Annotated in this window: 26 protein-coding genes and 3 tRNA genes; 12 read left to right on the top strand and 17 right to left on the bottom strand. The window is 68.3% G+C overall.

The window, feature by feature from the left end:
- Positions 1-21: 21 nt before the first annotated feature.
- The gene (locus AACZ75_RS07530) at positions 22-1,455 is read right to left on the bottom strand and encodes a sodium-dependent transporter (RefSeq protein ID WP_339872179.1); all 1,434 of its coding nucleotides are present in this window, start codon (positions 1,453-1,455) and stop codon (positions 22-24) included.
- A 118-nt stretch (positions 1,456-1,573) separates the two neighbouring features.
- On the bottom strand, positions 1,574-3,046 hold the full coding sequence (locus AACZ75_RS07525; RefSeq protein WP_339872178.1) for an alanine/glycine:cation symporter family protein: 1,473 nt from the start codon (positions 3,044-3,046) through the stop codon (positions 1,574-1,576).
- A 175-nt stretch (positions 3,047-3,221) separates the two neighbouring features.
- Between AACZ75_RS07525 and AACZ75_RS07520 the strand changes: the two genes are divergently transcribed.
- Positions 3,222-3,306, top strand: a tRNA-Leu gene (locus AACZ75_RS07520).
- A gap of 87 nt (positions 3,307-3,393) precedes the next feature.
- Positions 3,394-4,527 (top strand): PA0069 family radical SAM protein, encoded by a 1,134-nt coding sequence (locus AACZ75_RS07515; protein WP_339872177.1) that lies wholly within the window; start codon positions 3,394-3,396, stop codon positions 4,525-4,527.
- Here AACZ75_RS07515 and AACZ75_RS07510 read toward each other — a convergent pair.
- Entirely contained in the window at positions 4,524-4,928 is a 405-nt protein-coding gene (locus AACZ75_RS07510) for a hypothetical protein (protein WP_339872176.1), read from the bottom strand. The two genes, AACZ75_RS07515 and AACZ75_RS07510, sit on opposite strands and share 4 nt — an antisense overlap.
- The gene (locus AACZ75_RS07505) at positions 4,925-6,184 is read right to left on the bottom strand and encodes a class I SAM-dependent RNA methyltransferase (protein WP_339872175.1); all 1,260 of its coding nucleotides are present in this window, start codon (positions 6,182-6,184) and stop codon (positions 4,925-4,927) included. Before AACZ75_RS07505 ends, AACZ75_RS07510 begins: the two co-directional genes overlap by 4 nt.
- A 161-nt stretch (positions 6,185-6,345) precedes the next feature.
- On the opposite strand from AACZ75_RS07505, the gene AACZ75_RS07500 reads away from it, so the two are divergent.
- Complete coding sequence (locus AACZ75_RS07500; protein WP_339872174.1) at positions 6,346-7,038, top strand: glycine zipper 2TM domain-containing protein; 693 nt, start codon at positions 6,346-6,348, stop codon at positions 7,036-7,038.
- 79 nt (positions 7,039-7,117) lie between these two features.
- Here AACZ75_RS07500 and AACZ75_RS07495 read toward each other — a convergent pair whose 3' ends face one another.
- From AACZ75_RS07495 to AACZ75_RS07475, 5 genes are all read right to left on the bottom strand, one after another.
- Positions 7,118-7,852 carry a TlyA family RNA methyltransferase gene (locus AACZ75_RS07495; RefSeq protein ID WP_339872173.1) on the bottom strand — a complete coding sequence of 245 codons (735 nt, stop codon included), beginning with the start codon at positions 7,850-7,852 and terminating at the stop codon, positions 7,118-7,120.
- A complete protein-coding gene (locus AACZ75_RS07490) occupies positions 7,849-10,590 on the bottom strand; it encodes a valine--tRNA ligase (protein ID WP_339872172.1) in 2,742 nt (913 codons plus the stop codon). The genes AACZ75_RS07495 and AACZ75_RS07490 overlap by 4 nt, the downstream gene beginning before the upstream one ends.
- Positions 10,591-10,673: 83 nt before the next feature.
- Entirely contained in the window at positions 10,674-11,294 is a 621-nt protein-coding gene (locus AACZ75_RS07485) for a DUF2497 domain-containing protein (RefSeq protein WP_339872171.1), read from the bottom strand.
- A gap of 202 nt (positions 11,295-11,496) precedes the next feature.
- Entirely contained in the window at positions 11,497-12,975 is a 1,479-nt protein-coding gene (locus AACZ75_RS07480; protein ID WP_339872170.1) for a TolC family outer membrane protein, read from the bottom strand.
- A 132-nt stretch (positions 12,976-13,107) separates the two neighbouring features.
- Entirely contained in the window at positions 13,108-13,737 is a 630-nt protein-coding gene (locus AACZ75_RS07475) for a protein-L-isoaspartate O-methyltransferase (protein WP_339872168.1), read from the bottom strand.
- A gap of 138 nt (positions 13,738-13,875) precedes the next feature.
- Between AACZ75_RS07475 and AACZ75_RS07470 the strand changes: the two genes are divergently transcribed.
- A tRNA-Cys gene (locus AACZ75_RS07470) sits at positions 13,876-13,949 on the top strand.
- Between the two features lie 95 nt (positions 13,950-14,044).
- Here AACZ75_RS07470 and AACZ75_RS07465 read toward each other — a convergent pair.
- Positions 14,045-14,167 (bottom strand): hypothetical protein, encoded by a 123-nt coding sequence (locus tag AACZ75_RS07465; protein ID WP_339872167.1) that lies wholly within the window; start codon positions 14,165-14,167, stop codon positions 14,045-14,047.
- Between the two features lie 97 nt (positions 14,168-14,264).
- Positions 14,265-15,062 (bottom strand): RNA methyltransferase, encoded by a 798-nt coding sequence (locus AACZ75_RS07460; RefSeq protein ID WP_339872166.1) that lies wholly within the window; start codon positions 15,060-15,062, stop codon positions 14,265-14,267.
- A 68-nt stretch (positions 15,063-15,130) separates the two neighbouring features.
- Here AACZ75_RS07460 and AACZ75_RS07455 point away from each other — a divergent pair.
- Positions 15,131-15,205: transfer RNA gene (locus tag AACZ75_RS07455), tRNA-Asn, on the top strand.
- Positions 15,206-15,347: 142 nt separating this feature from the next.
- On the opposite strand, the gene AACZ75_RS07450 is transcribed toward AACZ75_RS07455, so the two are convergent.
- Positions 15,348-16,112, bottom strand: coding sequence for a hypothetical protein (locus AACZ75_RS07450; protein ID WP_339872165.1), 765 nt, complete (start codon positions 16,110-16,112; stop codon positions 15,348-15,350).
- An 82-nt stretch (positions 16,113-16,194) separates the two neighbouring features.
- On the opposite strand from AACZ75_RS07450, the gene AACZ75_RS07445 reads away from it, so the two are divergent.
- Together AACZ75_RS07445 and AACZ75_RS07440 are read left to right on the top strand one after the other, a co-directional pair.
- A complete protein-coding gene (locus AACZ75_RS07445; protein WP_339872164.1) occupies positions 16,195-16,800 on the top strand; it encodes a TIGR00730 family Rossman fold protein in 606 nt (201 codons plus the stop codon).
- Between the two features lie 117 nt (positions 16,801-16,917).
- The gene (locus tag AACZ75_RS07440) at positions 16,918-17,214 is read left to right on the top strand and encodes a hypothetical protein (protein WP_339872163.1); all 297 of its coding nucleotides are present in this window, start codon (positions 16,918-16,920) and stop codon (positions 17,212-17,214) included.
- Between the two features lie 22 nt (positions 17,215-17,236).
- Here AACZ75_RS07440 and gltX read toward each other — a convergent pair whose 3' ends face one another.
- The 3 genes from gltX to AACZ75_RS07425 all read right to left on the bottom strand — a co-directional run bounded on the left by gltX (position 17,237) and on the right by AACZ75_RS07425 (position 19,700).
- Entirely contained in the window at positions 17,237-18,571 is a 1,335-nt protein-coding gene (gene gltX / locus AACZ75_RS07435; protein ID WP_339872162.1) for a glutamate--tRNA ligase, read from the bottom strand.
- 81 nt (positions 18,572-18,652) lie between these two features.
- Positions 18,653-19,087 (bottom strand): RNA polymerase-binding protein DksA, encoded by a 435-nt coding sequence (gene dksA / locus AACZ75_RS07430; RefSeq protein WP_339872161.1) that lies wholly within the window; start codon positions 19,085-19,087, stop codon positions 18,653-18,655.
- Positions 19,088-19,271: 184 nt separating this feature from the next.
- A complete protein-coding gene (locus tag AACZ75_RS07425) occupies positions 19,272-19,700 on the bottom strand; it encodes a flagellar assembly protein FliX (protein ID WP_339872160.1) in 429 nt (142 codons plus the stop codon).
- 183 nt (positions 19,701-19,883) lie between these two features.
- Between AACZ75_RS07425 and AACZ75_RS07420 the strand changes: the two genes are divergently transcribed.
- The 4 genes from AACZ75_RS07420 (at position 19,884) to AACZ75_RS07405 (ending at position 23,417) form a co-directional block, all read left to right on the top strand.
- The gene (locus AACZ75_RS07420; protein WP_339872159.1) at positions 19,884-20,987 is read left to right on the top strand and encodes a flagellar basal body P-ring protein FlgI; all 1,104 of its coding nucleotides are present in this window, start codon (positions 19,884-19,886) and stop codon (positions 20,985-20,987) included.
- Between the two features lie 2 nt (positions 20,988-20,989).
- Positions 20,990-21,298 (top strand): rod-binding protein, encoded by a 309-nt coding sequence (locus tag AACZ75_RS07415; protein ID WP_339872158.1) that lies wholly within the window; start codon positions 20,990-20,992, stop codon positions 21,296-21,298.
- Positions 21,295-21,756 (top strand): flagellar basal-body protein FlbY, encoded by a 462-nt coding sequence (locus AACZ75_RS07410; RefSeq protein ID WP_339872157.1) that lies wholly within the window; start codon positions 21,295-21,297, stop codon positions 21,754-21,756. The genes AACZ75_RS07415 and AACZ75_RS07410 overlap by 4 nt, the downstream gene beginning before the upstream one ends.
- A 62-nt stretch (positions 21,757-21,818) precedes the next feature.
- The gene (locus AACZ75_RS07405; RefSeq protein ID WP_339872156.1) at positions 21,819-23,417 is read left to right on the top strand and encodes an EAL domain-containing protein; all 1,599 of its coding nucleotides are present in this window, start codon (positions 21,819-21,821) and stop codon (positions 23,415-23,417) included.
- Positions 23,418-23,459: 42 nt separating this feature from the next.
- Here AACZ75_RS07405 and AACZ75_RS07400 read toward each other — a convergent pair whose 3' ends face one another.
- Positions 23,460-23,597: a hypothetical protein gene (locus AACZ75_RS07400; protein WP_339872155.1), complete on the bottom strand. Its 138-nt coding sequence runs from the start codon at positions 23,595-23,597 to the stop codon at positions 23,460-23,462.
- A 148-nt stretch (positions 23,598-23,745) separates the two neighbouring features.
- Between AACZ75_RS07400 and AACZ75_RS07395 the strand changes: the two genes are divergently transcribed.
- Complete coding sequence (locus AACZ75_RS07395; protein WP_339872154.1) at positions 23,746-24,252, top strand: group III truncated hemoglobin; 507 nt, start codon at positions 23,746-23,748, stop codon at positions 24,250-24,252.
- Between the two features lie 25 nt (positions 24,253-24,277).
- On the opposite strand, the gene AACZ75_RS07390 is transcribed toward AACZ75_RS07395, so the two are convergent.
- Positions 24,278-25,384 (bottom strand): DUF5694 domain-containing protein, encoded by a 1,107-nt coding sequence (locus tag AACZ75_RS07390; RefSeq protein WP_339872152.1) that lies wholly within the window; start codon positions 25,382-25,384, stop codon positions 24,278-24,280.
- Between the last annotated feature and the right edge of the window lie 307 nt (positions 25,385-25,691).

The raw sequence follows: 25,691 nt of genomic DNA, 5'->3' as shown, positions 1-25,691 counted from the left end.
CGCCATGCAGATCCGTCAGGCTCAGCCCAGCAGCTGCGGGAACAGGCCGATCACGAGGATGGCGGCCACGGCCAGCGGGCACAGCCAGGCGATCAGGAAGCGCCAGGCGGTCAGACCGGCGCCCTTCAGCCCGGTTTCGCCGTTGACCAGCTTCCGGTCCGCCACCCAGCCGACGAAGATGGCCGTGACCAGACCCGACAGCGGCAGCAGCAGGCGACCGGTAATGCCGTCGATGGCGTCGAACCAGGTCGCGTTCTCGAAACCGGGGATCCCCGCCATCGGGCGCTGGTCCGCCAGCACGTTGAACGACAGGGCCGACAGCAGGCCGATCAGGAACACCAGGACACCGATGCTCCAGGCCGCCTTGACGCGCGAAACCCCGAATTTCTCGGTGACCCAGCCGACCGAAATCTCCAGCAGCGACACCGACGAGGTCAGGGCCGCGAACAGGGCCAGCACGAAGAACAGCAGGCCGACGATGGCCCCGCCCGGCATGGCGTGGAAGGCGGCCGGCAGGGTCTGGAACATCAGGGTCGGCCCGGCATTCGGCTCCATGCCCACGCTGAACACGATCGGGAAGATGGCCAGGCCGGCGATGATGGCGACCCCGGTGTCGGCGAAGGCGATCATGCCCGAGGTCTGGGCCAGGTTGGTGTCGCGCGAGGCATAGGCGCCGTAGGCGATCATGGCCCCGCCGCCGAGGCTCAGCGAGAAGAAGGCCTGGCCGAGCGCCGAGCTGAGCACCCCGGGGTGGAGTGCGCGTTCGAAGTCGGGGTTGAACAGGAAGGCCACGGCCGCGGCGAAGTCGCCAGTGATCGCCGCATAGACGGTGATGCCGATCAGCAGGAAGAAGAAGGCCGGCATCAGCCAGGTCGCCGCGACCTCGATTCCGGCCTTGACGCCGCGGGCCACGATCCAGGTGGTCACGATGACGAAGGCGAGTTGCAGGCCGACCAGCAGGACCGGATTGGCGAACAGGGTCGGCATCAACTGCTGGATCTGTTCGACGGAGTCTCCGGCATAGGCCCCGGCGAGCGGCGTGCCCGCCGAGACGGCACCCGCCACATCCATGATGCTGGAGCCGATGAAATAGATCACCCAGCCGGCGACCACGCAGTAGAAGGTCAGGATGGCGGTATTGGCGATCAGGCCGATCACGGCCAGCAGGCTCCACGCCGGACTCGCCCCGGATTGCCGGGCCAGATAGACGGCGCTGCCGATGGTCGAACGCTGGCCATGCCGGCCGATCAGGCTCTCGGCCAGCAGCAGCGGCATGGCGATCAGGATCACACAGAGGATGTAGAGCAGGACGAAGGCCCCGCCGCCGTTGCTGCCGGCCTCGGTCGGAAACCGCCACAGATTGCCCAGGCCCACGGCCGAGCCGGTGGCCGCGAGGACGAAGGCCCCCTTCGAAGACCAGTGCGCCCGTGCCGGCGCCGAAATGTTTCCAGCCAACTGTCTACTCCCTCGTGGGCAGCGCGGTCAGACCGGCTGCCTCTTTCTTGCGGGGGCGCGGCGACCGGCCCCCCTCGAACCGTCGCCCGGACCGCAAACGGCCCGGGCGCGCGGCGTGTTAGTCGTGATCCTTGCCGGCGGTCTTGTTCCCCTTGGCCAGGGCGAAGACGACGCCGGACAGCAGGGCCAGGGCGATCAGGTTGGGCAGGGCCATCGCGGCATTGGCGATGTCCCCGAGCCGCCAGACCAGTTCGATCTCCTGGAACGAGCCGATGAAGATCATCACCACCCAGAACAGACGGAACGGAATGGCCAGCTTCATGCCGAACAGGTAGGTCGCGGCCCGTTCGCCGTAGTAGCCCCAGGTGATCAGGGTCGTGAACACGAACAGGATCAGGGCGATCGAGGCGATCAGACCGCCCAGCGTCACCGTGCCGAACACCACGAAGGGGAAGGCCGTCGCATAGGCGGCCTCGGTCATCGCAAAGCCGCGCAGGTCCGAGGTCCACACCGTGTTCTGCATCACGGTGATGCCGTCGACAGTGTGCGGGAACGCGCCCTGAACCGCCAGCATGACCAGGCCGGTGGCCGTGCAGATGATGATGGTGTCGATGAAGGTCCCCATCATGGCGAACCGGCCCTGTTTGGCCGGGTCGTCGGTCTGGGCCACGGCATGGGCGATGGGGGTCGAGCCCTGACCGGCCTCGTTCGAGAACAGGCCGCGCGCTACGCCCGAGCGGATCGCCAGGATCATACCCGCGCCCACGAACCCGCCGGCCGCGGCGTGGCCGGTGAAGGCACTTTCGAAGATGGTCAGGAAGGCTCCCGGAATGGCGCTGAAATTCATCGCCAGGGCGATGACGGCCATCACCAGATAGACCAGAGCCATGACCGGCACGATCTTCTCGGCGATGGCGCCGATCGACTTGATGCCGCCGATGATGACGGCAAACACGGCCACCGCGACGATAATGCCCGAACCCCATTCCGGAATGCCGGTCAGTCCGCTGAACGAGTCAGCGAAGGAGTTGGCCTGGATCATGTTGCCGGTGGCGATCGACGAGAACAGCAGGCCGATACAGAAGATAACCGCCAGCCAGCCCCATTTCCTGCCGAGGCCGTTGCGGATGTAGTTCATCGGGCCGCCGCGGAAATGGCCGTCCGGGCCCTTCTCGCGGAAGCGGATGGCCAGCGAGCCCTCGGCGAAGGCCAGCGACATGCCGATCAGGGCGGTCACCCACATCCAGAACAGGGCTCCGGGGCCGCCGAGGGTGATGGCCGTGGCCACGCCGGCCAGGTTGCCGGTGCCGACCTGGCCCGACAGGGCGGTCGACAGGGCGGCGAACGGCGAGATCTCGCCCTTCTCCTTGTCCTTGCTGCGCGCGAACAGACCGGCGAAGGCCTGACCCAGATGGGTGATCGGGTAGAAGCGCAGGCCGATCATGATCCAGATGCCGACGCCGAGCAGGACGACGACCATCGGCGGGAACAGCAGCACCTGCTCCCCGTGCCAGGTGCCGCCCCAGATGAAGTCGCTGACGTTGGTCACGCCGTCGTAGAAGCCCTGCATCGGGCTTGCACTGTTAGCCATGGATTTCCCCTCATCCCTCTTGCGCCGCAACTATCCACATGGCGGCAAGGTTGACCACCCTGAAACCTGTGGATTTGATGCGTTTTTCCGGCGTCTGAAAGTTGACGCCGGCGTAAGCCGCCCCGCGGGGCCTTGCACGCAGCCGTCCCGCGACCTAGGACCGCGTCGGACCTTTGCGGATGTGGCGGAACTGGTAGACGCACTGGATTTAGGTTCCAGCGCCGCGAGGCGTGGAGGTTCGAGTCCTCTCATCCGCACCATCGTCCCGGCCCGCATCCGACCGGCTGCGGGCTTTGTTCGGCCGAAACTGTTCTTGCTTTGTTCCCGTTGTCGGATTACAGACGGCCATGGCTCCAGTCGCAAGGAAAGGGCGCGGTGCCTGCACCAACGCCAGTGGCCGGTTCGAACCCGTGGTCCATGAGGCCGTGGATGACGGCTGGACCGATGCGGATCAGACTCCCGCCCCGCTGCGCACCACCCTGACGCCGGAACACGCCCGCACCATCATCACCAAAAACACCAGTCCGGACATCGGTTTCGACCGTTCCATCAACCCGTACAAAGGTTGCGAACATGGCTGTATCTACTGCTACGCCCGTCCGTCCCATGCCTTCATGGGCCTATCCCCGGGCCTGGATTTCGAGAGCCGCCTCTTCTTCAAGCCCGAAGGCGCGCGTCTGCTGGAACAGGAACTCGCCGCCCCCCGATACCGGTGCCGACGCATCCACCTGGGCGGCAACACCGACCCCTACCAGCCGGTCGAGCGCGATCTGACCGTCACCCGGGACCTGCTCAAGGTTCTGCAACGCTTCAACCAGCCGTTCAGCATCATCACCAAATCGGTGCTGATCGCCCGCGACGTCGACATCCTCGGCCCGATGGGGCGGGCGGGTCTGACCCAGGCCATGGTCTCGATCACCACCCTCGACCGCGCCCTGGCCCGGACCATGGAGCCGCGCGCCTCGACCCCGGCGCGGCGGCTGGAGGCGATCCGCCGGCTGGCCGACGCCGGCGTGCCCGTCGGGGTCGGCTTCGCCCCGGTCATCCCCGGCCTCAACGACCATGAACTGGAATCGGTGCTCGAGGCCGCCGCCCAGGCCGGCGCGACCTCGGCCATGTATGTGACCCTGCGCCTGCCGCTCGAGATCAAGACCCTGTTCCAGGAGTGGCTGGCCGAGGCGCGCCCGGCCCGCGCCGCCCGCGTCATGTCGCTGATCCGCCAGACCCGCGGCGGCAAGGACTATGACGCCGACTGGTCGCAACGCATGAAGGGCACCGGCCCGGTCGCCGACCTGATCGCCGCCCGCTTCAAGGCGGCGGTGAAACGCTACGGCCTCGACGGGATTCGCCCGCCCCTCGACGTGACGCAATTCCGGGTGCCGGCCGACATGAAGAAACAACTCGACCTGTTCGACCTCCCTTCCCCCCCTTGCGGGGGAAGGTGGCTCGCGCAGCGAGACGGATGGGGGCCGGGCAGCTAGTCGTTCGCCGCCGACGGATCGATCGCCCGGGTGACCAGATCGCGCCAGACCGGGTCGGTGTCGTCGACCAGATCGACATCCTCCAGCAGGGCCACGGCCCCGCCGCCGTCCGGCAGGATCAGGCCCAGCACCTCCATCGACTCGCCGTCCGGTCCGATATGGGTCTCGGCCTGGACCGCCACGGCCGCCTGTTCGCCGTCGTCATCCCACCAGATCACCGGCTGCGGCAGGTCCATCGCGATCGTCCGCGGATCGTCGGTGTCGCTGAGGGCGAAGACCGCCCGGCGCGCCTGCACATCGTCCAGCGTCGCCACGGCCCCATTAAAGGGGACCAGACGATTCCAGTCGTCGGCGTCGAATCCACCGCCGTCCTCGTCAGGCAGGTTGTCGTTCATCGTCATCGCCGGAACACTCCAACCAGCTCGACATGCGTCGACCACAGGAACTGGTCGATCGGGGTGACCCGTTCCAGCACGAAACCGGCGTCGATCAACACGCGGGCATCACGAGCGAAACTCTGCGGATTGCACGACACACCGACCACCACGGAGGCCTTGGTGTCGACGATCTGCAGCGTCTGGTCGATGGCCCCGGCGCGCGGCGGGTCAAGGACGATGGCGTCGCAACCCTTCAGATCATACGGCGTCAGCGGGCGGCGGAAAAGATCGCGGGCCTCGGCGGTGATCGGGCTCAGCCCGGTGGCCGAGCTGAAGCCGCCCTTCAGGGCCGCGATCCCGGCCGCCGAGGAATCGGCCGCCAGCACCGGGGCCACGGTGGCCAGCGGGAAGGTGAACGCCCCCGAACCGCAGAACAGGTCGGCGATCTTCTTCGCCCCCTGGACCGCCGCCACGGCCCGCGCGGTCATCGCCGCCTCGGCCTCGGGCACCGCCTGCAGGAATCCGCCCGGCGGCAGCGGCACCGTGGCCGGACCGAACATCACCGTCGGCTGCCGCATCATCGCCAGGGTCTCGCCCGCCAGACTCAACCGGGCCAGGTCGGCGACATTGGCGGCGCGGATCGCCTGCATCTGCCGGTCGCGCGACAGGCCGCCGGACTTGCGCTCAACCCCGGTCACATCGACGTCCAGTCCGGTCAGGGTCAGGGTCACATGCAGGGTCGGGGCCGATTTCGGATGCTCGAGAAAGGCCTCGGCCACCCGGGTCAGGGCCGGAAAGGCCGCCACCAGCCGCGGATCGGCCACCGGACAGGCGGTCACCTCGACCAGTCGCCACGACTTGCGCGCCTTGAAGCCCAGAATCACCCGGCCGTCCGGTCCGCGACGCGCATGCAGGGCCAGCCGCCGCCGCGTGCCGGCCGGGACCGCCACGGTCGGCTCGATCTCGGTCTCGATCCCCTCGCGTGCGAGCGCCAGCCGCACCTGGTCACGCTTCCAGTCCAGGTAGGGCGCGGCGGCCCAGTGCTGCAGCGAACAGCCGCCACAATCCCCATAGTGGGGCGAGACCGGTGCGATGCGGTCTGGACTGGCTTCAACGATCTCGACGTCCCCGGCCCGCCCGTCGCGCACGCTGGCCCGCACGGTTTCGCCCGGCAAGGTCAGCGGGACGAACACCGGCCCGGCCGGCGTGTCGGCGATGCCGTCGCCCTGGCCGCCCAGGCGGTCGATTTTCAGCAGGGTCTGGGGGGCGGTCTCGGTCATGGCCGCCTTCTAGCCCGACTGGGTCCCGGCGCGAAACATGAACGAAGATGAACGGCTTGCTCAAAGGCCGTTCAGCTTCGCGCCGCTAACTGTCGGGGCAACAGACAGGGGTCCGAACGGTTCGGCTTCCAGGTTTGCCACAGGGAAACAGGATCACCCCGATGTTTGACCGCTTCACCCGCCGCTCCGCCGCCGCCGCCGCGCTCGCCGCCGCCGGCATGTTGATGGTCCCGGCCGCCGCCTCGGCCCAGTCCTACGGCTATCCGGGCCAGACCCGGAGCTATGATTACAACCGCGCCGGTTCGTCCGGCTATGGCGACCCGTGTGTCCAGGGTCGCCAGACCGCCGGTGGCCTGGTCGGGGCGACCGTGGGGGCCATCGCCGGCTCGCAGATCGCCGCCCGCGGGCGGCGCACCGAGGGCAGTATCCTGGGTGGCGTGCTGGGTGCCGTGGTCGGTGCCAGCGTTGGCGGCAGTTCAGGCCAGGGCTGCGACAGCACCTACAGCCGCAACGGTTACGGCGCGACGTCCGGCTACGGTTCGACCGGTTACGGTGCCAACGGCTACGGTTCCCAGGGCTACGGCTCCAATGGTTACGGCACTAACGGCTACGGCTATGACACCCGTAGCCCGGGGCGCGAGTCGTACGGCTACGACACCCGCCGCTATGACGACCGTCGCGCCGATGACCGTCGCTATGACGGCTATGGCCAGCCGGTGCGCGACACCCGCTATCAGAACACCGACGAATGCCGTCTCGCCGAGAGCCGCATCCGTCTGCCCGACGGCCGGCAGGAGGTGCGCTACGTCCGCACCTGCCCGGACCAGTACGGCCGCTATCGCGTCGTCGATTAATTTTCAGCCCCCCTGTCGATCGACGACGTGACGGGAGCCGCCGGTGGAGCAATCCGCCGGCGGCTCTCCTACGTCCGGGCTAGCGCTTCTGGGCCCACAACAGGAATTCGATATTGCCGTCGCTGCCGGTGATCGGACTCTCCGTGGTCTCGCGCACGCTCCAGCCCTCGCCTTCCAGCCAGGCGCTGACCGAGTCCACGGCCCGGCGATGGGCCTCCGGGTCCTTGATCACCCCCTTCTTGCCACCGCCACCGGGTCCCTCGGCTTCGAACTGCGGCTTGACCAGGGTGACCAGATCGGCCCCGGCCTCCGCCAGGTCCAGGGCGGCGGGCAGGACCTTGGCCAGGCCGATGAAGCTGGCGTCGCACACGATCAGCGCCGGGGCTTCGGGAATCAATTCCGGCGTCAGGGTGCGGGCGTCGGTCTTCTCCAGATTGATCACCCGCTCGGCCGCGGCGACGCGGGGATGCATCTGCTCCGAGCCGACGTCGACCGCATAGATCCGGTCCGCGCCGCGCGCCAGGCAGACCTCGGTGAAACCCCCGGTCGAGGCCCCGATGTCCAGCACCACCCGGCCCTGCACCGGTACCGGCCACAGGCCCAGGGCGTGGTCCAGCTTCAGACCGCCGCGCCCGACCCAGCGATGGGCGTCGACCACGGTCAGGACGGCGTCGTCGGGAATCGACTGGGCCACAATCCGCGCCGGCACGCCGTTGACGGTCACCCCGCCCGCCTCGATCGCGGCGCGGGCCTTGGCCCGGCTGTCGGTCAGACCCCGGGCGACCAGCAGCTGGTCCAGCCGGACCCGTTTCATCCCAGGTCGTCCAGACGGGCCAGGGCCGCCCCCAGCCGGGTCCGGCCCTCCTCGGCCTCGGCCAGTTTGGCGCGCTGCTCCTCGATCACCGCCGCCGCGGCCTTGGCCACGAAATTGGGATTGCCGAGCTTCTTGTTGAAATGGGCGATGTCGCTGTCGAAGGCGGCAATCTCCTTGGTCAGGCGGGCGCGCTCGGCGGCCAGATCGATCAGCCCGGTCAGGGACAGGGCCACGCCTTCGCCGTTCGAGACGAAGCTGACCGCCCCGGCCGGGGCAGACTCGGCCGTGTCGACGCTCGACACCCGTGCCAGGGTCAGGATCAGGTCGCGGTGACGCTCGATCAGGGCGGCCGTCTCGGGCGACGGCCGCACGAAGGTCAGCGGCGGCTTGGCCCCCGGCGGCACATTCATCTCGGCCCGCAGCTGGCGCACCTCGGTGACCAGGTCGACCAGCCAGCCGATCTCGGCCTCGGCCCCGGCGTCGACGAAGGCGTCCGGCAGCGCGGGCCATGTCGACCCGGCCAGCAGGCCGTCGCGCGCCGGACCCTCCCGGCCCAGCTCGGCCCAGAGTTCCTCGGTGATGAAGGGCATGACCGGGTGCAGCAGCTTCAGGGTCTGGTCCAGGGTCCAGGCCGTCATCGCCCGGGTCTCGGCCTTGGCGGCCTCATCAGTTCCCATGAACACCGGCTTGGCCAGTTCCAGGTACCAGTCGCAGAACACGTTCCAGACGAAGCGGTACAGGGCGCTGGCGGCGTCGTCGAACCGTCCGCCCTCGATCGCCTCGGCCACGGCCCGCTCGGTCTTCAGCAGTTCGCCACGGATCCAGCGGTTGATGGTCTGCTCGACCGTGGCCGGGTCGAAGTCCGCGACCCGGCGCGCCTCGTTCATCTGGCTGAAGCGGGCGGCGTTCCACAGCTTGGTGCCGAAATTACGATAACCTTCAATCCGCTGCCGGCTGAGCTTGATGTCGCGTGTGCCCGACAATATGGCCATGGTGAAGCGCAGGGGGTCGGCCCCCAGCTCGTCGATGATGACCAGGGGGTCGATGACATTGCCCTTGGACTTGCTCATCTTCTGGCCCTTCTCGTCACGGACGAGGCCATTGATGATCACCCGCTTGAACGGCACTTCATCCATGAAGTGAAGACCCATCATCATCATCCGGGCGACCCAGAAGAAGATGATGTCCGCAGCCGTGACCAGATCGCTCGTCGGATAGAAGCGCTGCAGATCCTCGGTCCGGTCCGGCCAGCCCATGGTCGAGAACGGCCACAGGGCCGAGCTGAACCAGGTGTCGAGCACGTCCTCGTCCTGGACCAGGGCGGTCTCGGCGTCATAATGGTGGCGGGCGGCGGCCCGGGCGTCGTCCTCGGTTTCCTCGACGAAGATGGTCCCGTCCGGTCCGTACCAGGCGGGGATGCGGTGGCCCCACCACAGCTGGCGCGAGATGCACCAGGGCTCGATATTGCGCAGCCATTCGAAATAGATCTTCTCGTAGCTCTTCGGCTCGAACGCCGTGTCGCCCTGCTCCACCGCCTTGATGGCCGGCTGGGCCAGGGTGTGGGCGTCGACGTACCACTGGTCCGTCAGCCACGGCTCGATGACCACGCCGGAGCGGTCGCCGTGCGGAATCACGTGGCGGGTCTTCTCGATGTCCTTGAGCCAGCCCTCGGCCTCGGCCCGGGCCACGATGGCCTTGCGCGCCGCGAACCGGTCCATGCCGTCATAGTCGGCGGGCACGTCGGGCGTGTCGGCGGCGGTGATGCGGCCATAGGCGTCCATGATGTTCAGCGCCGCCAGCCCGGCCCGCTTGCCGACCTGGAAGTCGTTGAAATCGTGCGCCGGGGTGATCTTGACCGCGCCCGAGCCCTTGGCCGGATCGGCATAGGCATCGGCGACGATCGGAATGCGCCGGCCGACGATGGGCAGGGTCACGAATTTCCCGACCAGACCCGCGTAACGCTCGTCGTCCGGGTGCACCGCCACGCCGGTGTCGCCCAGCATGGTCTCGGGCCGGGTGGTGGCGACGACGATATGGTCGCGGGTCTCGAACTCCGTGGGCTTGCCGTCGTCATCGAAGGCGACCGGATGCTGATAGGTGACGCCGTCGGCCAGCGGATAGGCGAAATGCCAGTAGGATCCCTCCATCTCGCGCTGCTCGACCTCGAGGTCGCTGATCGCCGTCTGGAAATGCGGGTCCCAGTTGACCAGTCGCTTGTCGCGATAGATCAGGCCTTCCTTGTGCAGCTGCACGAACACCTTGCGCACGGCGGCGTTCAGCCCCTCGTCGAGGGTGAAGCGCTCACGGCTCCAGTCGCAGGACGCGCCCAGCCGGCGCAGCTGCTGGACGATGGCCCCGCCGCTCTCGGCCTTCCATTCCCAGATCTTCTCGACAAAGGCCTCGCGGCCCATGTCGCGGCGACTGACATTGCCGGCGGCCGCCAGCTGGCGCTCGACCACCATCTGGGTGGCGATGCCGGCGTGGTCCGTTCCCGGTAGCCACAGCACGGCCTTGCCCTTCATCCGGTGATAGCGGGCCAGGATGTCCTGCAGGGTGTTGTTCAGCGCGTGGCCGACGTGCAGCGAGCCGGTGACGTTCGGCGGCGGGATCACGATCGAATAGGCGTCGGCCGCCCCGTCGGTCGCCGTCGCGGCGCGCGGCGCGAACAGACCGCTCTGCTCCCAGGCCTCGTACAGGCGGGGTTCGGCGGCGGCGGGATCGAAGGTCTTGTCGAGCATGACGGAATTTCGTTTCGGCAAAAAGGAAGGGGCGGCCCCACCGGAGCCGCCCCTTGTGATCTAGTCGCAGTGGACGCGAAGGGCTAGCCGGCGGTGCGGGCGATGCGCTCGACTTCCTTGCGGACCTCGGTCTCGACGATGCCCGGCAGATGGGCGTCCAGCCATTCCTTCAGCATCGGGCGCAGAAGGGCCCGGGCCAGGTCGTCGATGGTCAGGCCGCTGCCCAGGCCGGGCTCGGCGGAGTCGGCGGGGCGCATCGCGGCCGCCAGGCCGGCGAAGGCCGAGGCGGCGCTGGCGGCGGCACTGTCGCCGACGATTCGATTGTAGGCCGGTGCGGCGGCCGCGACCGGCTCGGGCCGGGGTTCCGGCTCCGGTTCCGGCTCGGCGTCGACGGTGACGTCCGCGGCCGGAAAGGCGTCAGGCTCGGCCACATCCAGATCGCCGATCACCTCGGCGGCCGGGGCCTGGTAGGGCTCGGTCAGTTCCAGGACGTCATCATCCTCGGCGACCGGCTCTTCGGCCGGCTCGGGCTCGGGCTCGGGGGCGACGGCCTCGACCGGTTCGGGCTCGGGCTCCGACACCTCTTCCGGTTCCGCCGCGGCGGCCGGGGCGGTTTCCGCGGGCGCGTCATCTTCGGAGATGATCCGGCGGATCGACGCCAGGATTTCCTCCATCGTCGGTTCCTGGGCGGTCTGGTCGGTCATGATGTACCCTTGAACGAAACCTGGCGGCGCAACACGAACGCGGCCGACGGACATTGGGGAGACGGGGGCGACTGCACCATCCCTTGAGCCTTGTCGTCGCATCTACGCCCGGCGGAATCAACGCCCGTTTTTCGCCTATCAGGCTATATTGCGGCTCCGGGCGCGGAACGGTCCCCCGACCGGCGTCGTCCCGGTGCCGTGGTCACTGACCCGGCGCGGTGCGGACGATTTCCGACTTCAGTTGCTGATCGATCGGGGCGTCTTCGGCGTCATTGGCCGGGACCACGGGCGGGGCGGCGATTCGGTCGAAGGCCTCGATCACGCCGTCCCACGGCAGGGCCCCGTTGTTGCGAACCCGGTTGTAGTTGGCGCGGGCGTCATAGACGTCGATGGACGGATCGAGGTCCTGGCCTTCCAGCCGGCCCATCGAGGCCAGCAGCAGGGCCTGGGCGACGTATTCGTTGCGGCGGGCGCTGGCCAGGGCCACCTGGGCGCTGCGCAGTTCCAGCTCCTGGTTCAGCACATCCAGGGTGGTGCGCAGTCCGACCTGGGCCTCCTGGCGAACCCCTTCCGCGGCGACCGAGGCGGCGCGCACGGCTTCCTGGCCCGCCTGCAGGGCGGCGCGGGCCGAGATCACCTGGGCATAGGCGTTGCTGACCGACTGCAGGACCTGGCGACGACGGCCCTCGCCGTTGATCTGGGCGACATTGGCCTGTTCCAGCGCCTGCGACACGCGCGAGCGGTTCAGGCCGCCGGTGAACAGCGGCACCGAGACCGTGGCCCCGGCCCGGAAGCTGGTGTTCTCGCCTAGATCGAAGCCATGCAGGTCATTGGACGTCCCGCCGTAGGACGCCGTCAGCCGGGCCGACGGCAGATATTCGGCGCGGGCGGCCGCGACGCGGGCCTCGGCGGCCTGCAGCGCATAGTCGGCGGCCCGGACACCCGGGTTCTCGGCCAGGGCGACATCCAGGGCGACGTCGAAGTCGGTCGGGACCCCCGGCAGCTCCGGCAGGGCCGACAGGTCCGACGGGGCCTGACCGACCACGGCGGCATAGGCGGCGCGGGACACCGACAGCTGGGCCCGGGCATTGGCCAGGTCGGCGTCGGACTGGGCCAGGCGGGCCTCGGACTGGGCCACGTCCGTGCGGGTAATCTCGCCGACCTCGAAGCGGGCGCTCGACTCATCCAGCTGGCGCTGCAGCACCGTGATGTTGTCCTGGCGGACGCGCAGGATTTCCATGTCGCGCAGCACATCGGCATAGGCCTGGATCACCGAGGTCAGCACCTGCTGCTCAACGTCGCGCAGGTTCTCGCGGCCGGCCAGGATATTGGCCTCGGCCGCGGTGATGCCGTGGCCGAGCCGGCCGCCGCTGTAGACGGTCTGCGACAGGCCGACGCTGGCGTTACCGGTCGCTGAGTCGGTATTTCCTGCTCCGCGGGTCTCGGTGAAGCTGTAATTGGCCCCGACGCTGAGATCGACCTGCGGCCGCAACCCGGCGCGGGCCTGGACAATGGTCTCGTCCAGCGACCGCTGGCTGGCCCGCTGGGCCAGCAGGGTGGGGTTGGTGCGATAGGCCAGGGCCAGGGCCTCCTGCAGCGTCTCCGCCCAGGCCGGTGCCGCGAATCCGGCGACCAGCGTGGCCATGGCCACCGATGCGAGTGCGCGCGAGCGTGTAAACATGAGCCGTTCCTGCCTGACGGCCCCCGAAATGGCCCGTCCTGTGTTCGTTGGCGTAAGTGCGAGATCACCACGCCATACGCCAGTTAAGTTTTTTTCACCCTCGCGATCCGGCCGACCGCCGATGAGGACTCTCTACAGGCTGAATGTGGGGGCTGGTGCCAGTTCCGCCAGCACCGGCGGGGCCGCATCAAACAATTCCCGCCGTGACAGACCGTCGCGACCCTGGACATACAGCACCGCCTTGCCGGCCGGACCCGTGCGCTCGACGACCGCCAGGCGTCCGCCGGGCGTCAGGGCCGCGATCCAGGCCGTCGGCCGGACCGGCGTGGCCGCCTCGCTGACGATCAGGTCATAGCCCTCGCCGTGCGGGACGGTCAGCGGGGCCACGACCGTCTCGACCCCGGCCTCGGCCAGGACGGCCCCGGTCACCTCGAACACGGCGGCATCGCCTTCCTGGGCCACGACCTCCAGGCCCATCTCCGCCAGCACGGCCGCGGCATAGGGGGCGGCGATCGCCAGGACGCGCTCGCCCGGACGCGGGGCCAAGGCCATCAGCAGCTTGGACACCTCCCGCGCCGCCATCAGCTTGCGCGAACCGGCAATCTCGACCTCGGTTTCGGCATAGGCGGCGAAAGCCCGGTCGGGTGCGCAGAACCGCTCGCGCGGCACGGCCAGCAGGGCGGCCTGCAGTACCCGGTCGGTGACGTCGTTCACGCGGACCTGGGAGTCCACCATGACCTTGCGTGCGGCGGCGAAGTCCATCTGTCGCTGATCCTGATCTGGCGGCGCGGGAACTGCGCCGGAAAACTCGCGCGCTTATAGGTCCGCGCGTTGCAGCCGACAATCCGATCTGGTAGCGAACGGCCCTCGCGAATACGTCGTCTCCCAAATGAGACAGACGGCCTGATGGCGGAGTGGTTACGTAGCGGACTGCAAATCCGCGCACCCGGGTTCGATTCCCGGTCAGGCCTCCATCGCGATTTTCTGAAGATCAGCCGGCCGAAACGGCCCGCGGGCCCGGCCCGCGGCCACGGTCGTGCATGGCCTTGCGGCCCTCCCTCAGCGGCTTTCAGCCGATGGGGGCGGTGATCCATCCGACCGCGCCCGCCAGGCTGACGGCGGCGGTGACAAGGCCGATCGCCACGGCGACCCGCGCATTGCGAAGGATGAAGAAAAATATTCCACTGAACATAGGCACTCTCCCCGGACAGCCCAGAGCGCCACAATTTTGCCCAATCATCAAGGTGGACGAATCGTTAACGTGATGAAGCTTTAGTGATCAGCAAAGCTTATCGGCTCAGGTGAAACAGGGCGACGGCCCCCGCGGTCGCCACATTCAGCGAATCAAACCCGCCCGACATCGGGATTCGCGCCCCGCGGCAGCGCGCGATCAGCGCCGCCGGCAGCCCCGGCCCTTCCGGCCCCAGCAGAATCGCCCGCCGCCCCGTGCGGCCCACGACCGACAGGTCTTCCCGGGCCGAGGGCGTCAGGGCGATGACCTCGAAGCCGTGGCGGTCCAGCGCATCGACCATGGCGGTCGCCGTCAGGCCGGTGACCATCGGGGTCCGCAGCACCGCCCCGACCGAGACCCGGATGGCCTTGCGATAAAAGGGATCGCAGCAGCGGTCATCCAGCATCACCCCGGCGGCCCCGAAGGCCGCGGCATTGCGGAAGATCCCGCCCATATTGTCGTGATTGCCGATCTCGCTCGCCGCGACGATCACCGCGTCGGCGTCGGTCGCGGCCAGAAAGGCGTCGACGTCGGCCGGACCGGGCTTTGCCCCCAGCGCCAGGATGCCCCGGTGCAGGGGGAAGCCGGCGATTCCGTCCAGCACCGCCTGGGGCGCGATATGGACGGGCACCGTGTCCGGCAGGCCGGCCAGGATCCCGCGCTGGGCCTCCAGCCGCGATTCGGCCAGCAGGACCGATACCGGCCGGCACCGCGACGCCGCCGACCCCAGGACCCGCAGGACCACCTCACCCTCGGCCACGAACAGGCCTTCGCGTCCGGTCAGGTCCCTTTCGCGAATGTCGCGAAAGGCCGCGATACGGGGATCCGCCGGGTCATCTATGCGGATGATTGTCATCGTTCGTCTTTTCCGGTTGCGCTGGCCCGACGGCCGCTGTTATAGCCGCCGCCTTCCCGAGCGTCTGTTCCGCGGTAGCTCAGTGGTAGAGCAGCCGACTGTTAATCGGCTGGTCGTAGGTTCGAATCCTACCCGCGGAGCCACTCGCCTTCCCTTCCCGGCAAATTGCCAAGAAAAAAGCCCGACGCGCGCGCCGGGCTGAAGTGGTTTGGTGATGGTGGGTGTCCCCAAAGAAGGAAGACCCCTCCTGAATCGACTGCTTCGGTTAAGTCATTCCTAACGGCCTCAATCCGCCCGGACCGGCAACCAGGTGGATTGCGCGGCACCGGCGTCACTCTTCCAGTGCACCCGCCAGCCCCACCCGGCCCGCTCCACCGAGAAGGCCCCGGGTCCCGGCCGCGACTCGCCCGGATAGGCGAAGTCCGCATCGCGCACCCGCACGGTCATCCCGCCGCCGCCGGCCCGGTTGAGCACGGCGGACCAGCGCCCGTCTTCGTCCGGCGTCACCGCCATGGCCGGACGGTCGCCGACGGCGACGGGAACACCCTGGGAGGTCGATCCGGTTCGCCCCGAGGCCAGCAGGACCCGGCCATCGCTGTCGATCGCACCCAGAACCGGGGCGGCGTCCAGCCGCAGGCTGGCCCGCCCCGAGCGGAGCAGGACGATGGGCCCGTTGCCGCCGCGGAGAATCAGCAGCCGCTCGGGGGCCGGCACCGCATCCTGCCCGATCTGGGCTTCGGGAATCAGCATCAGGTGGTCGGTCGGCGCGGCCATCCGGATTTCAAAGCGCCCTTCGGCGTCGCTGCTCGCGGCATAGGCGGCCCCGGTCTCGCGCCGCAGCACGACCCGCCGGCCGGGCTCGGCCAGGCCGCGGACTCGCAGACCATCGGCGGTGACGCTGACATCGGTGATCTGCGGCGGCGCGACCCAGTGGCTGGCGGGCCCTGACGGGGTCGGGGCCGCGGCCGGGGCCGGTTCCGAGCAGCCGGAGGCCAGACCCAGGAAAAGCGCCAGCCCGACGGCGGCGCCGGATGCGATCCGACGTTTCATACTCATCACCGGCACTATATGGCTGTTGTCCCAGATAGCGCGCCCGGGTGCCGGCTGTCTCCCCCTTCGATCCTGAGGAACCATGTCGTCCATTCCCGTCACCATCGCCCCGTTCGACGGTCTCTCCGTCTGCCTGTTCTGCGGCTCCTCGGACACGGCCCATCCTGACTACACGGTCGCGGCCCGGGCCTTCGGCGCGGCGACGGCGGCCCAGGGCTGGCGACTGGTCTACGGCGGCGGCGGCGTCGGCCTGATGGGGGCCTCGGCCCGCGGGGCCCACGAGGCCGGCGGCCGGGTCGTCGGGATCATGCCAGGCTTCCTGCGCAGCCGCGAGCGCCTCTATGACGAGGTCGAGACGATCGTCGTCACCTCGATGCATGAACGCAAGACCCTGATGTATGACCAGTCCGACGCCTTCGTCGTCGCTCCGGGCGGCGTCGGCACCCTGGAAGAAGTCATCGAACTGCTGTCCTGGAAGCGGCTCGACCTTCACACAAAGCCGGTTATATTTCTGAATATCAATGGCTTCTGGGACACTCTGTTTGTCCTGATGAAGCATACGGTCGATGAGGGCATGACCCCGCGATCCTTCCTGGATGCCTGGGTCGTTTGCGACACGGTCGAGGCGGCGATCGCCGCAATTCGTGACGCCGAACACGCCCCGCTCTTGCAACATGATCACCGTTAAGTAATCAGTGATAAGGTGCACGCGTCCGTTTTCTATAGAAACGCAGCTTGACAGTTTTTATAAGAAACGGACAGTGCCGGTCCGGGGCATCTTCGCCCCCCTTATCCGGAGACTCCCATGCGTGCCCTGATCATCGCCGCGGTAATGTTCGCTGCCGCGCCCGCCCTGGCCCAGTCGCCTGCGGCCACCGCCCTCACCCTGGCCGACGCCGCCACCGCCCCGGCCGGTACCACCATCATCGACAGTGCCGCCTGGCGCTGCGAAGGGACCGTCTGCACCGCGACGGCCCGCGTCAGCCAGCCGGCCACGCGCGCCTGCCGCCGGGTCGTCGCCCGTCTCGGCAAGGTCACGGCCTTTGCCTACAAGGGTACGGCCCTGACGGCCGCCGAACTGGCGACCTGCAACGCTGACTGACGCCTGCGGGGCGGGGTCGGCCTCAGGCCGCCTCGCCCTTCAGCCGCTGCACGATCCGCTCACGGCCGATCATCGGCACGAGCGTCGCCATGTCGGGCCCGTGCGCCTGACCGGTCAGGATCAGTCGCAGCGGCATGAACAGGGCCTTGCCCTTGGCCCCGGTCGCGTCCTTGACCGCCGTGGTCCACGCCGACCAGGCCGATTCGTCGATCGTCTCCGGCAGCACGGCCAGGGCTGACGCGGCAAAGGCCGCGTCCTCGATGACCGGAGTCACCGGCCCGCGCACCAGGGCCGCCAGATCCGTGACGTCATCGAATTTCTGCAGATTCTGCCGCATCAGGTTCCAGAACGCCTCGCCCAGGTCGCAGTCGCGCGCGGCCAGTCGCTCACGCGCGACGTCATAGGGCATGGCATGCAGGGCCTGGGCATTGAGCCGGTCCAAGTCTGCCGTGTCGTAGCGCGCCGGCGACCGGCCCATCTTGGCGAAGGCGAAGCTTTCGCCCAGGGCCGCGACCGATTCCGCGACCTCCAGCGGATCCGAGGTGCCGATCCGGCCCAGATGGCTGGTGATGGCGATCGGCTCATAGCCCTGCTCACGCATCTCGCTGATCGACAGCGACCCGAGCCGTTTCGACAGGGCCTGACCGTCGGCCCCGACCAGCAGGGTCGTGTGGCCGAAATCAGGAATGGTGCCGCCCAGGGCCTCGAAGATCTCGATCTGGGCCCCGGTATTGGTGACATGGTCCTCACCGCGGATCACATGGGTGATGCCCATGTCGATGTCGTCGACGACGGACGGCAGCGTATAGAGGAACAGACCGTCCTCGCGGATCAGCACCGGATCCGACATCGAGGCCGTGTCGACCTCGGCATGGCCGCGGGCCAGGTCTTCCCACGACACCCGCTTGCCCTCGAGGCGGAAGCGCCAGTGCGGCTTGCGCCCCTCGGCCTCATAGGCGGCCTTTTCGGCCTCGGTCAGCTCCAGGGCGGCGCGGTCATAGATCGGCGGCAGGCCACGCGACAGCTGCACCTTGCGGCGGCGATCCAGTTCGTCGCCGGTCTCATAACAGGGATACAGCCGCCCGGCGGCCTTCAGGCGGTCGGCGGCGGCCTCATACCGGTCGAAGCGTTTGGACTGGTTGTGGCGTTCGTCCCAGACCAGACCCAGCCAGGTCAGGTCATCCTCGATGCCCTGCTCGAAGGCCGCGGTCGACCGCGCCAGGTCGGTATCGTCGATGCGCAGCACGAACTGACCGCCGTGGGCTCGGGCGAACAACCAGTTGATCAGGGCCGTGCGGACATTGCCGACGTGCAGCTTGCCGGTGGGCGACGGGGCGAAACGAACCTTGACGGACATGGATGCGGCAACCTTGAAAGCGAGGCGCGTTGGTCGCGCCACCACCCCCGCAAGTCAAGCCGCCGTGCCGTCAGGCGACGATCAATCGTCCCGGTGGACCCGTTCGCGGCGCTCGTGTCGCTCCTGGGCCTCGACCGACAGGGTCGCCGTCGGCCGCGCTTCCAGCCGGCCCAGGGAAATGGGCTCGCCGGTCTCCTCGCAATAGCCGTAGTTGCCGTCCTCGATCCGGCGCAGGGCGTCATCGATCTTGGATATCAGCTTGCGCTGGCGATCCCGGGTTCTCAGCTCCAGGGCCCGGTCGGACTCTGAAGAGGCCCGGTCGACCAGATCCGGATGGTTCTCGGTCTCGGCCTGGAGGTTGACCACGGTCCCGCGCGACTCACGCAGGATGTCTTCCTTCCAGATCAGCAACTTTTGCTTGAAATAGGCGAGCTGTCGCTCGCTCATGAACGGCTCGTCATCGCTGGGCTTGTAAGCAGACCCGCCATCGTCGACTGTCGACGCTAATGCGTTCATCGCACTCACGCTCTTCTTCCTAAGCACCCCCCTGCGGCGCAGGACTGCCTATAGGAGGGGTGAAGAGTCGTCGCAACGCGGTTCGCGCTAGAGTGATGTCAACAACTGTGTCTCCGGCGGAAAACGTGACATTTCTTCCTCACTTTCGCCTCCCGGAAGAGAATATCCCGTTGAATTCGGTAATCTATGTTGCAGTGCGGCGTAGATCGGCCTTGGCCAGTTCAACGGCGGCGCGCAGGTCGATCTGATCCAGCAGGCCGTCCAGATCCGCGTCACCGTCCAGGGTCCGCTCTTCGCGCAGGCCGCGGGCCAGGCGCTCCAGCGCCCCCTCGCCCGGCTCGCCGGACAGCAGGGCCAGCTTGACCTCCTCGAGCCGGTCCAGCAGGCCATTGCCGCGCCGGATCGCCCGACGGCGGCGTTCGGTTACGTCCTCGACCCCCTGCAGGGCCATCAGGGCCGAGACTCCGGCCACGCCGGACACGCCGCCGGAGGCGGCGGCCGCACCGGCCGGGGCCGCCGCGCCGGATGCGGGCAGGGCAAAGCCGCCACCGCTGCGCGAAGGCCGGGCGGAGGATGAGGCTGACGACGGACCCGAGGGGCCGGTGACCTTCATGCGGGTGAACTCCAACTGATGACCGACAGTCGCCGCGGACCGTCACTGTTTGGTTAATGCCCCGGCAGTTTTTGCCGTGGGGATGTGGGCTTCAAACGGGCCGATCACTGTTATTGTTGCGTTATTTACGCGGCACGATCCTCGCAGGGTTAATCACGACAGTCGTCAGTGGACCTCCGACCTATGAAAAAACTGCTCGCCGCCTTTCTTGCCCCGCTCGTCCTGGCCGGGATCGCCACCCCGGTGGCGGCCCAGTCCCGAATCAAGGACATCGCGGCGGTCGAGGGCGTCCGCACCAACCAGCTGGTTGGCTACGGTCTGGTCGTCGGCCTCAACGGTACCGGGGATTCGCTGCGCAACTGCCCCCTGACCCGACAGTCGCTCGAAGGGATGATGGAACGCCAGGGCGTCAATATCCGGGGCACCAACGCCAATACCAAGAACATCGCCGCGGTCATGGTGACCGCCGAACTGCCGCCCTTCTCGACCCCGGGCTCGCGCATCGACGTCAATGTCGCGGCCATGTGTGACGCCAAGAGCCTGCTCGGCGGCCAGGTTCTGGTCACCAGCCTGCAGGGTGCGGACGGCGAGGTCTATGCGGTGGCCCAGGGCTCGATCCAGACCGGGGCCGTCTCGGCCTCGGGCGGGTCCGGCTCCTCGGTGACCCGTGGCGTCCCCACCGCCGGTCGCATCGCCTCGGGCGGCGTGGTCGAGCGCGAGACCGGTTTTGAGCTGGCCAATATGGACGAGGTCCGCCTGACCCTGCGCAATCCCGACTTCACCACGGCCCAGCGCGTCGCCGCGGCCATCAATCAGGTCTACCCCAGCACGGCGATGGCCGAGAACGGCACCGTCATCGCCCTGCGCGCGCCGGGCCAGATGGGCATGGCGGGCTTTATCAGCCAGGTCGAAAACCTGTCGGTCCGGGTCGACGTCCCGGCCAAGGTGATCATCGATGAGGTCAACGGCGTCATCGTCATGGGCGACGCCGTCCGCATCTCCACCGTGGCCATCGCCCAGGGCAATCTGACCATCTCGGTGCAGGAAACGGCCCAGGTCAGCCAGCCCCTGCCCTTCAGTCGCGGCGAGACCGCGGTCGTCCCGGAATCGACGGTCACCGTCGAGGAAGAACTCGGCCGCGAGATCCGCATCGTCAACGGCACGACCTCGCTGTCGACCCTGGTCAACGGCCTCAACGCCCTCGGGGTCAGCCCGCGCGACATGATCGGCATCCTGCAGGCGATCAAGGCCGCCGGGGCCCTCCAGGCCGACATCGAGGTGATGTGAACATGAGCGACCTGTCCGTCCCCGCCGCCCTGCTGCAGCCGCTGACCCAGCGCCCGGTCGCCTCGCCTGCGGCCATGGCCCGGACCCGCGAGACCGCCGAAGCCTTCGAGGCCTCCTTCCTGTCCCAGATGCTGAAGCCGATGTTCGAGGGCCTGTCGACCGACGGCCCGTTCGGGGGCGGTGAGGCCGAGTCGACCTGGCGCGGCTTCCTCGTCGACGCCATGGCCAAACAGACGGTCCGGGCCGGCGGCATCGGCCTTGCCGACCGGGTTATGTCCGAAATGCTGAAGATGCAGGAGCAAAACCCATGACCCCCCGCAGCGCCGCGGACGCGGCCGCCGATCTCAACGCGACCGGCCACCTTCGCCAGCTCATCACCCTGACCGAACGCCTGACGGGGCGACTGGTCGAGGAATCCCGCGCCTTCGAGGCCCGCCGCCCCCAGGACGTCGCCGGCGGCATGGCCGAAACCCGCGAACTGGCCAACCTCTACCGACGCGAGTCGGCCCAGGTGAAGGCCAATCCCAAGGTCTTCGCCGGTGGCGGCCTCAGCGAACGCAAGGCGCTGATCCGCGCGACCGAAGCGTTTGAGGCCGTCCTGGCCCGGCACGTTCTCGCCGTCGAGGCGGCCCGGGTCATTTCCGAGGGTCTGGTCAAGGCCATTGCCGAGGAGGTCGCCAGTGTCCGCGGTTCCCCCTCGGCCTATGGGGCGTCCGGACAGGCCTCGGCCAGCGACGCCCGCGCCGTCGCCATGAACCGTACCGCCTGAACAGATTCGGTTAACCGCGTTCGTCGGCCCGGCCTTTACGGTTGCGGGCGCAAGGATCGCAGATGAGCATTTCCCGTCGCCTGCTGGGACTGGCCTTCGCCTCGGCCGACACCCTGATCGAAATCGATGCCGACGGCTGTGTCGTCATGGCCATCGGGGCCGGACCCGCGTCCGGGATCGACCCGGGCACCGACTGGATCGGTCGCCCGCTCGTCGCCTTGCTCGGCAAGGCCAGCGGCGTCCTCGTCACCGAAGCCCTGGCGGATCTGCAGCCGGGCGTCCGTTCCCTTCCGATCGACATCCTGGTGAGCTGCGACGCCGACCATGTGCGGCGCGCCCGCCTGCGCACCTTCTGCCTGCCCGAGATCGCGCCGGCCGTGTCCTGCGCCCTGATCTATGACGGCGCGCCCTTCTGCCTGGCGGTGCCCCAGGCTCCGCCCATGCTGGATGCCGAAGGGCTGATCAACCGCGTCCAGCAGGCGCTGAGCGAGGGCCGGAGCAGCGAGGACGTGGCCCTGGCCTTCGTCGACATCCCCGGCCTGATCCCCGGCCAGGACGAACAGCACCAGCGCGCCGAGGCCCGCATCGAGGCGGCGCTGCAATCCGCCTCCATCGACGGATCCAGCGCCGCGCGCCTGACCCCGGAACGCTTTGCCGTGCTGCGCAATCCGAATGACGACACCGCGACCCTGGCCGATCAGGTCCGGGACGCCGGGGCGGCCGAAGGCCTGACGCTCGCGCCGAGCGCGACCCAGGCCGGGGTCGATGCCGGCCTCCCGCCCGGGCTGGTCATGCGGGTACTCAGGGTCGCGCTCAAGGCCTGTATCGAAAGCGGCGACACCGCCCGCCCCGATCAGGTCTTCTCCGACCATCTCAAGTCCACGCTGAAGGAGGCCGAGCGCTTCACGGCCATTGTCCGCAAGGGCGATTTCGCCCTGCATTTCCAGCCGATCGTCGACCTTGTTTCCGGCGAGACCCATCACCTTGAGGCCCTGGCCCGCTTTGGCGACGCGGGCCCGGCCGGCACGGTTGCCATGGCCGAGGATCTCGGCCTGATCGACAAATTCGACCTGGCCGTGCTCGACAAGGCGCTCAAGCAGATGCGTCGACCCGGCTTCACCCATCTGAAGGTGGCCGTGAACATTTCCGGCGTGTCCCTGACCAACGACACCTATGTCCGGACGCTGCTGAAACTGACCCAGCCGCACCCCGAGGTCCGCGCCCGTCTGATGGTCGAGGTCACCGAGACCGCCGCCGTGGGCGATCTCGAGGCGGCGAACTGCCGGATCGCCAGTCTGCGCGACGCGGGGATCATGGTCTGCCTCGACGATTTCGGTGTCGGCGCGGCCTCGTTCGAATATCTGCAGAGCCTGTCGGTCGACGTGGTCAAGATCGACGGCAGCTTCATCCGTGACGTCGTCGACAATCCGCGTACCCGGACCCTGCTCGGCCATCTGGTCGGTCTGTGCCGGTCGCTGAAGGTCTCGACCATCGCCGAGATGATCGAGACCGAGGCGCAGGCCGATGCGGTCCGTGCGCTGGGCATCGACATGGGCCAGGGTTATCTGTTCGGTCGCCCGTCGGCCGAGCCGGTCATGCCGGTACCGGTCCCGGCGACACCCGTGCGGCGACGCCAGGGCGAAGTCACCGGCTGGGGCTGACCCGCCCGCGACGTCCGGTCAACGGTTTCGGCTATTCGCGGTTCAGGCTTCCGGGTGACGGCGCGTGCGGTTCGCGCGAACCCGAACCGGCACCGGTCCGGGACGCGCAGCGAGCGAGGCCAGCGCGGCCACGACCGTAACGACGGAAAGGGCCAGACCGATTTCCAGGGCGTGGATCATGGGAAGCTGCCTCTTGTACAAACGCGAGACGATGAGAATGGCGTCTGACGTCACCGACCGCAAGGCCGTTCCCCTCACGGTTGGGTGACGGCGACCCGGTGTCGCGCCCCGATGGCCGACGACGGCCCGAGCGCCTATGTCATCGGCCATGACCCTGTCGCCCGATCCGAATGCCCATCCGCCGGAATCCCGACGCGACGCCGCCCGGGAGCGGATCGAGACCGAGACCGGCATCGATGAAGCGATGATCGCCCGACTGGTCGATGGCTTCTATGACCGGGTGCGCGCCGACAGCCTGATCGGGCCGATCTTCGATGCTCGCATCCGCGACTGGGGTCCCCATCTGGCCCAGATGAAGCTGTTCTGGTCATCGGTGGCCCTGATGAGCGGCGTCTATCACGGTCGCCCCATGCCCAAACACCTGCCCCTGCCGGTCGACGGCCGTCATTTCGACCGCTGGCTGGAGTTGTTCCGGGCCACGGCGCGCGAGCTGTGCCCGCCGGCGGCGGCCGATCATTTCATCGAACGGGCCCAACGGATCGCCGAAAGCCTGGAACTGGGCATCGCCGGGGCCAATGGCGTGCTGCTGCGCAAGGGCGAACGCTATGTGCGGCCGACCGAGGCATGGGTACCGCCGCAATCCTCAGACCAGTAGGCGCCTGCGTCAGGAACCCGTCCCGTCACTGCAGCACGGCGATGGCGTCCGTCAGCCGCACGTCATGCATCTGGTCGAGATAGGCTTCGTAGTACCCCTTGTGGGACGCCCCCACGATCGCCAGCAGCCGGGTGCCCGGCTTCCGTCCCAGCACGTCCCGGATATTGGCCACCATGCGCAGGTTGCGCGTCTCCCAATAGGCCAGGTAGCTGCGACCAAAGCCCTGCGATGACGGCTCCATCAGGGCGGCACCGAAGTCCGACTGATAGACCAGCATCGCCGCTTCGGGGGCATTGTAGGCGCGGTACATGTCTAGCACGCCGTCCTCGCGTTCCAGGCCGGCCGTCAGGCGGGCATCGGCCTCCTTGCGGGCATGGGTCGCGGGATTGTCCCAGGCCGCCATGATCGCGGCACTGGAAGCCTCCGGCTCGGCCGAATCCGGGGTGTCCGCCGAATGGTCATCCACGCTCCACAGCCGTTCCAGGCCGAGGCGCGCAGCCAGGACGGCGGCGATGAGGTTGGTCTCGTTGGGACTGTTCTTGCGACGATTCAGATTCGCCACAAGCGTATCCGTCAGGCCGTCTTCCGCCCGCCGCTCGTCCGGGATCAGTCGAAGCCATTGCACAAGCGCCGAGCCCGGTTCTCCCGCGGCCAGGAAGACCGCCGCCAGCCGGCGCCGTTGTCCGGGCAGCGGCTGGTCGGGCCAGGACGCCAGAATCCGCTCTACCTCGGCATTGGCCGCCGGCACATCCAGTCCGGTTGCCAGCCCCGCCGCGGTGGGATCGGGACAATAGCCCGCCACAGAGTCGGCGTAGCGGCTCGGATAGCGGCGCAGGCTGTCGCATTGGAGACCTGACAGGTTCTCGGTTGCGATAACGGTCGGCCCCCAGGCCTCAAGCCGGATCAGCAGGGGCTCCAGCATCTCGGGCCGGAACGTGTCGCCAAGTACGGACAGGTGCTGCGTCCCGAGAACGAGCACCTCGTTCGGGGTGCCGACAGCGGGGCCCTTCAACTGATCGGGGTGGAAGGCCGCGCGATAGTCCTCGCCGGACTGGGCGGCCGCGACCGTTGGAAGGACCGCGACCGACAGGACCAGAACGGCGAACAGGGATGCGTTGAACGGAATTCTCATGGACCACTTCCTGGACGGCTCGGTGTGACAGCCTCGGGCTGATTGATCCCACCATCCAACGGAAACGGGCCCGGAACCCGTTAAATTTCGGACAGCCTCGCATCGGCCGGACCGGAGCGGCGATCCGGCCGACCCGGGCTGCAGATGATCTCGGTCTGGCGGCGACGGGAACCTCACCTCTCCGGGGCCGAATGGAGCGGGCCGCTGGTCCGGCGCAATGTTCCCATATTGTTCTTGCTGAAACCCGCGAATTGATCCCCATATAGCGGTGTCGCCCCGAACCCTGCCCGGCCCCCCGCGTTTCCGG

The sequence above is a fragment of the uncultured Brevundimonas sp. genome (genome assembly GCF_963975535.1).
Classification (GTDB): domain Bacteria; phylum Pseudomonadota; class Alphaproteobacteria; order Caulobacterales; family Caulobacteraceae; genus Brevundimonas.
Note: the sequence above shows the minus strand (reverse complement) of the source record. Positions and strands in the feature narration are given on the sequence as shown.

What these genes read in the sequence shown, in the direction of transcription:
- AACZ75_RS07495 (WP_339872173.1), bottom strand. Translation starts at nt 7,852, where the DNA reads ATGAAACGGGTCCGGCTGGACCAGCTGCTGGTCGCCCGGGGTCTGACC.
- AACZ75_RS07395 (WP_339872154.1), top strand. Translation starts at nt 23,746, where the DNA reads ATGACCCTGTCGCCCGATCCGAATGCCCATCCGCCGGAATCCCGACGC.
- AACZ75_RS07480 (WP_339872170.1), bottom strand. Translation starts at nt 12,975, where the DNA reads ATGTTTACACGCTCGCGCGCACTCGCATCGGTGGCCATGGCCACGCTG.
- dksA (WP_339872161.1), bottom strand. Translation starts at nt 19,087, where the DNA reads ATGAACGCATTAGCGTCGACAGTCGACGATGGCGGGTCTGCTTACAAG.
- AACZ75_RS07460 (WP_339872166.1), bottom strand. Translation starts at nt 15,062, where the DNA reads ATGACAATCATCCGCATAGATGACCCGGCGGATCCCCGTATCGCGGCC.
- AACZ75_RS07465 (WP_339872167.1), bottom strand. Translation starts at nt 14,167, where the DNA reads ATGTTCAGTGGAATATTTTTCTTCATCCTTCGCAATGCGCGGGTCGCC.
- AACZ75_RS07525 (WP_339872178.1), bottom strand. Translation starts at nt 3,046, where the DNA reads ATGGCTAACAGTGCAAGCCCGATGCAGGGCTTCTACGACGGCGTGACC.
- AACZ75_RS07510 (WP_339872176.1), bottom strand. Translation starts at nt 4,928, where the DNA reads ATGACGATGAACGACAACCTGCCTGACGAGGACGGCGGTGGATTCGAC.
- AACZ75_RS07515 (WP_339872177.1), top strand. Translation starts at nt 3,394, where the DNA reads ATGGCTCCAGTCGCAAGGAAAGGGCGCGGTGCCTGCACCAACGCCAGT.
- AACZ75_RS07505 (WP_339872175.1), bottom strand. Translation starts at nt 6,184, where the DNA reads ATGACCGAGACCGCCCCCCAGACCCTGCTGAAAATCGACCGCCTGGGC.
- AACZ75_RS07425 (WP_339872160.1), bottom strand. Translation starts at nt 19,700, where the DNA reads ATGAAGGTCACCGGCCCCTCGGGTCCGTCGTCAGCCTCATCCTCCGCC.
- AACZ75_RS07485 (WP_339872171.1), bottom strand. Translation starts at nt 11,294, where the DNA reads ATGACCGACCAGACCGCCCAGGAACCGACGATGGAGGAAATCCTGGCG.
- AACZ75_RS07500 (WP_339872174.1), top strand. Translation starts at nt 6,346, where the DNA reads ATGTTTGACCGCTTCACCCGCCGCTCCGCCGCCGCCGCCGCGCTCGCC.
- AACZ75_RS07400 (WP_339872155.1), bottom strand. Translation starts at nt 23,597, where the DNA reads ATGATCCACGCCCTGGAAATCGGTCTGGCCCTTTCCGTCGTTACGGTC.
- gltX (WP_339872162.1), bottom strand. Translation starts at nt 18,571, where the DNA reads ATGTCCGTCAAGGTTCGTTTCGCCCCGTCGCCCACCGGCAAGCTGCAC.
- AACZ75_RS07445 (WP_339872164.1), top strand. Translation starts at nt 16,195, where the DNA reads ATGTCGTCCATTCCCGTCACCATCGCCCCGTTCGACGGTCTCTCCGTC.
- AACZ75_RS07410 (WP_339872157.1), top strand. Translation starts at nt 21,295, where the DNA reads ATGACCCCCCGCAGCGCCGCGGACGCGGCCGCCGATCTCAACGCGACC.
- AACZ75_RS07420 (WP_339872159.1), top strand. Translation starts at nt 19,884, where the DNA reads ATGAAAAAACTGCTCGCCGCCTTTCTTGCCCCGCTCGTCCTGGCCGGG.
- AACZ75_RS07390 (WP_339872152.1), bottom strand. Translation starts at nt 25,384, where the DNA reads ATGAGAATTCCGTTCAACGCATCCCTGTTCGCCGTTCTGGTCCTGTCG.
- AACZ75_RS07440 (WP_339872163.1), top strand. Translation starts at nt 16,918, where the DNA reads ATGCGTGCCCTGATCATCGCCGCGGTAATGTTCGCTGCCGCGCCCGCC.
- AACZ75_RS07415 (WP_339872158.1), top strand. Translation starts at nt 20,990, where the DNA reads ATGAGCGACCTGTCCGTCCCCGCCGCCCTGCTGCAGCCGCTGACCCAG.
- AACZ75_RS07405 (WP_339872156.1), top strand. Translation starts at nt 21,819, where the DNA reads ATGAGCATTTCCCGTCGCCTGCTGGGACTGGCCTTCGCCTCGGCCGAC.
- AACZ75_RS07490 (WP_339872172.1), bottom strand. Translation starts at nt 10,590, where the DNA reads ATGCTCGACAAGACCTTCGATCCCGCCGCCGCCGAACCCCGCCTGTAC.
- AACZ75_RS07450 (WP_339872165.1), bottom strand. Translation starts at nt 16,112, where the DNA reads ATGAAACGTCGGATCGCATCCGGCGCCGCCGTCGGGCTGGCGCTTTTC.
- AACZ75_RS07475 (WP_339872168.1), bottom strand. Translation starts at nt 13,737, where the DNA reads ATGGACTTCGCCGCCGCACGCAAGGTCATGGTGGACTCCCAGGTCCGC.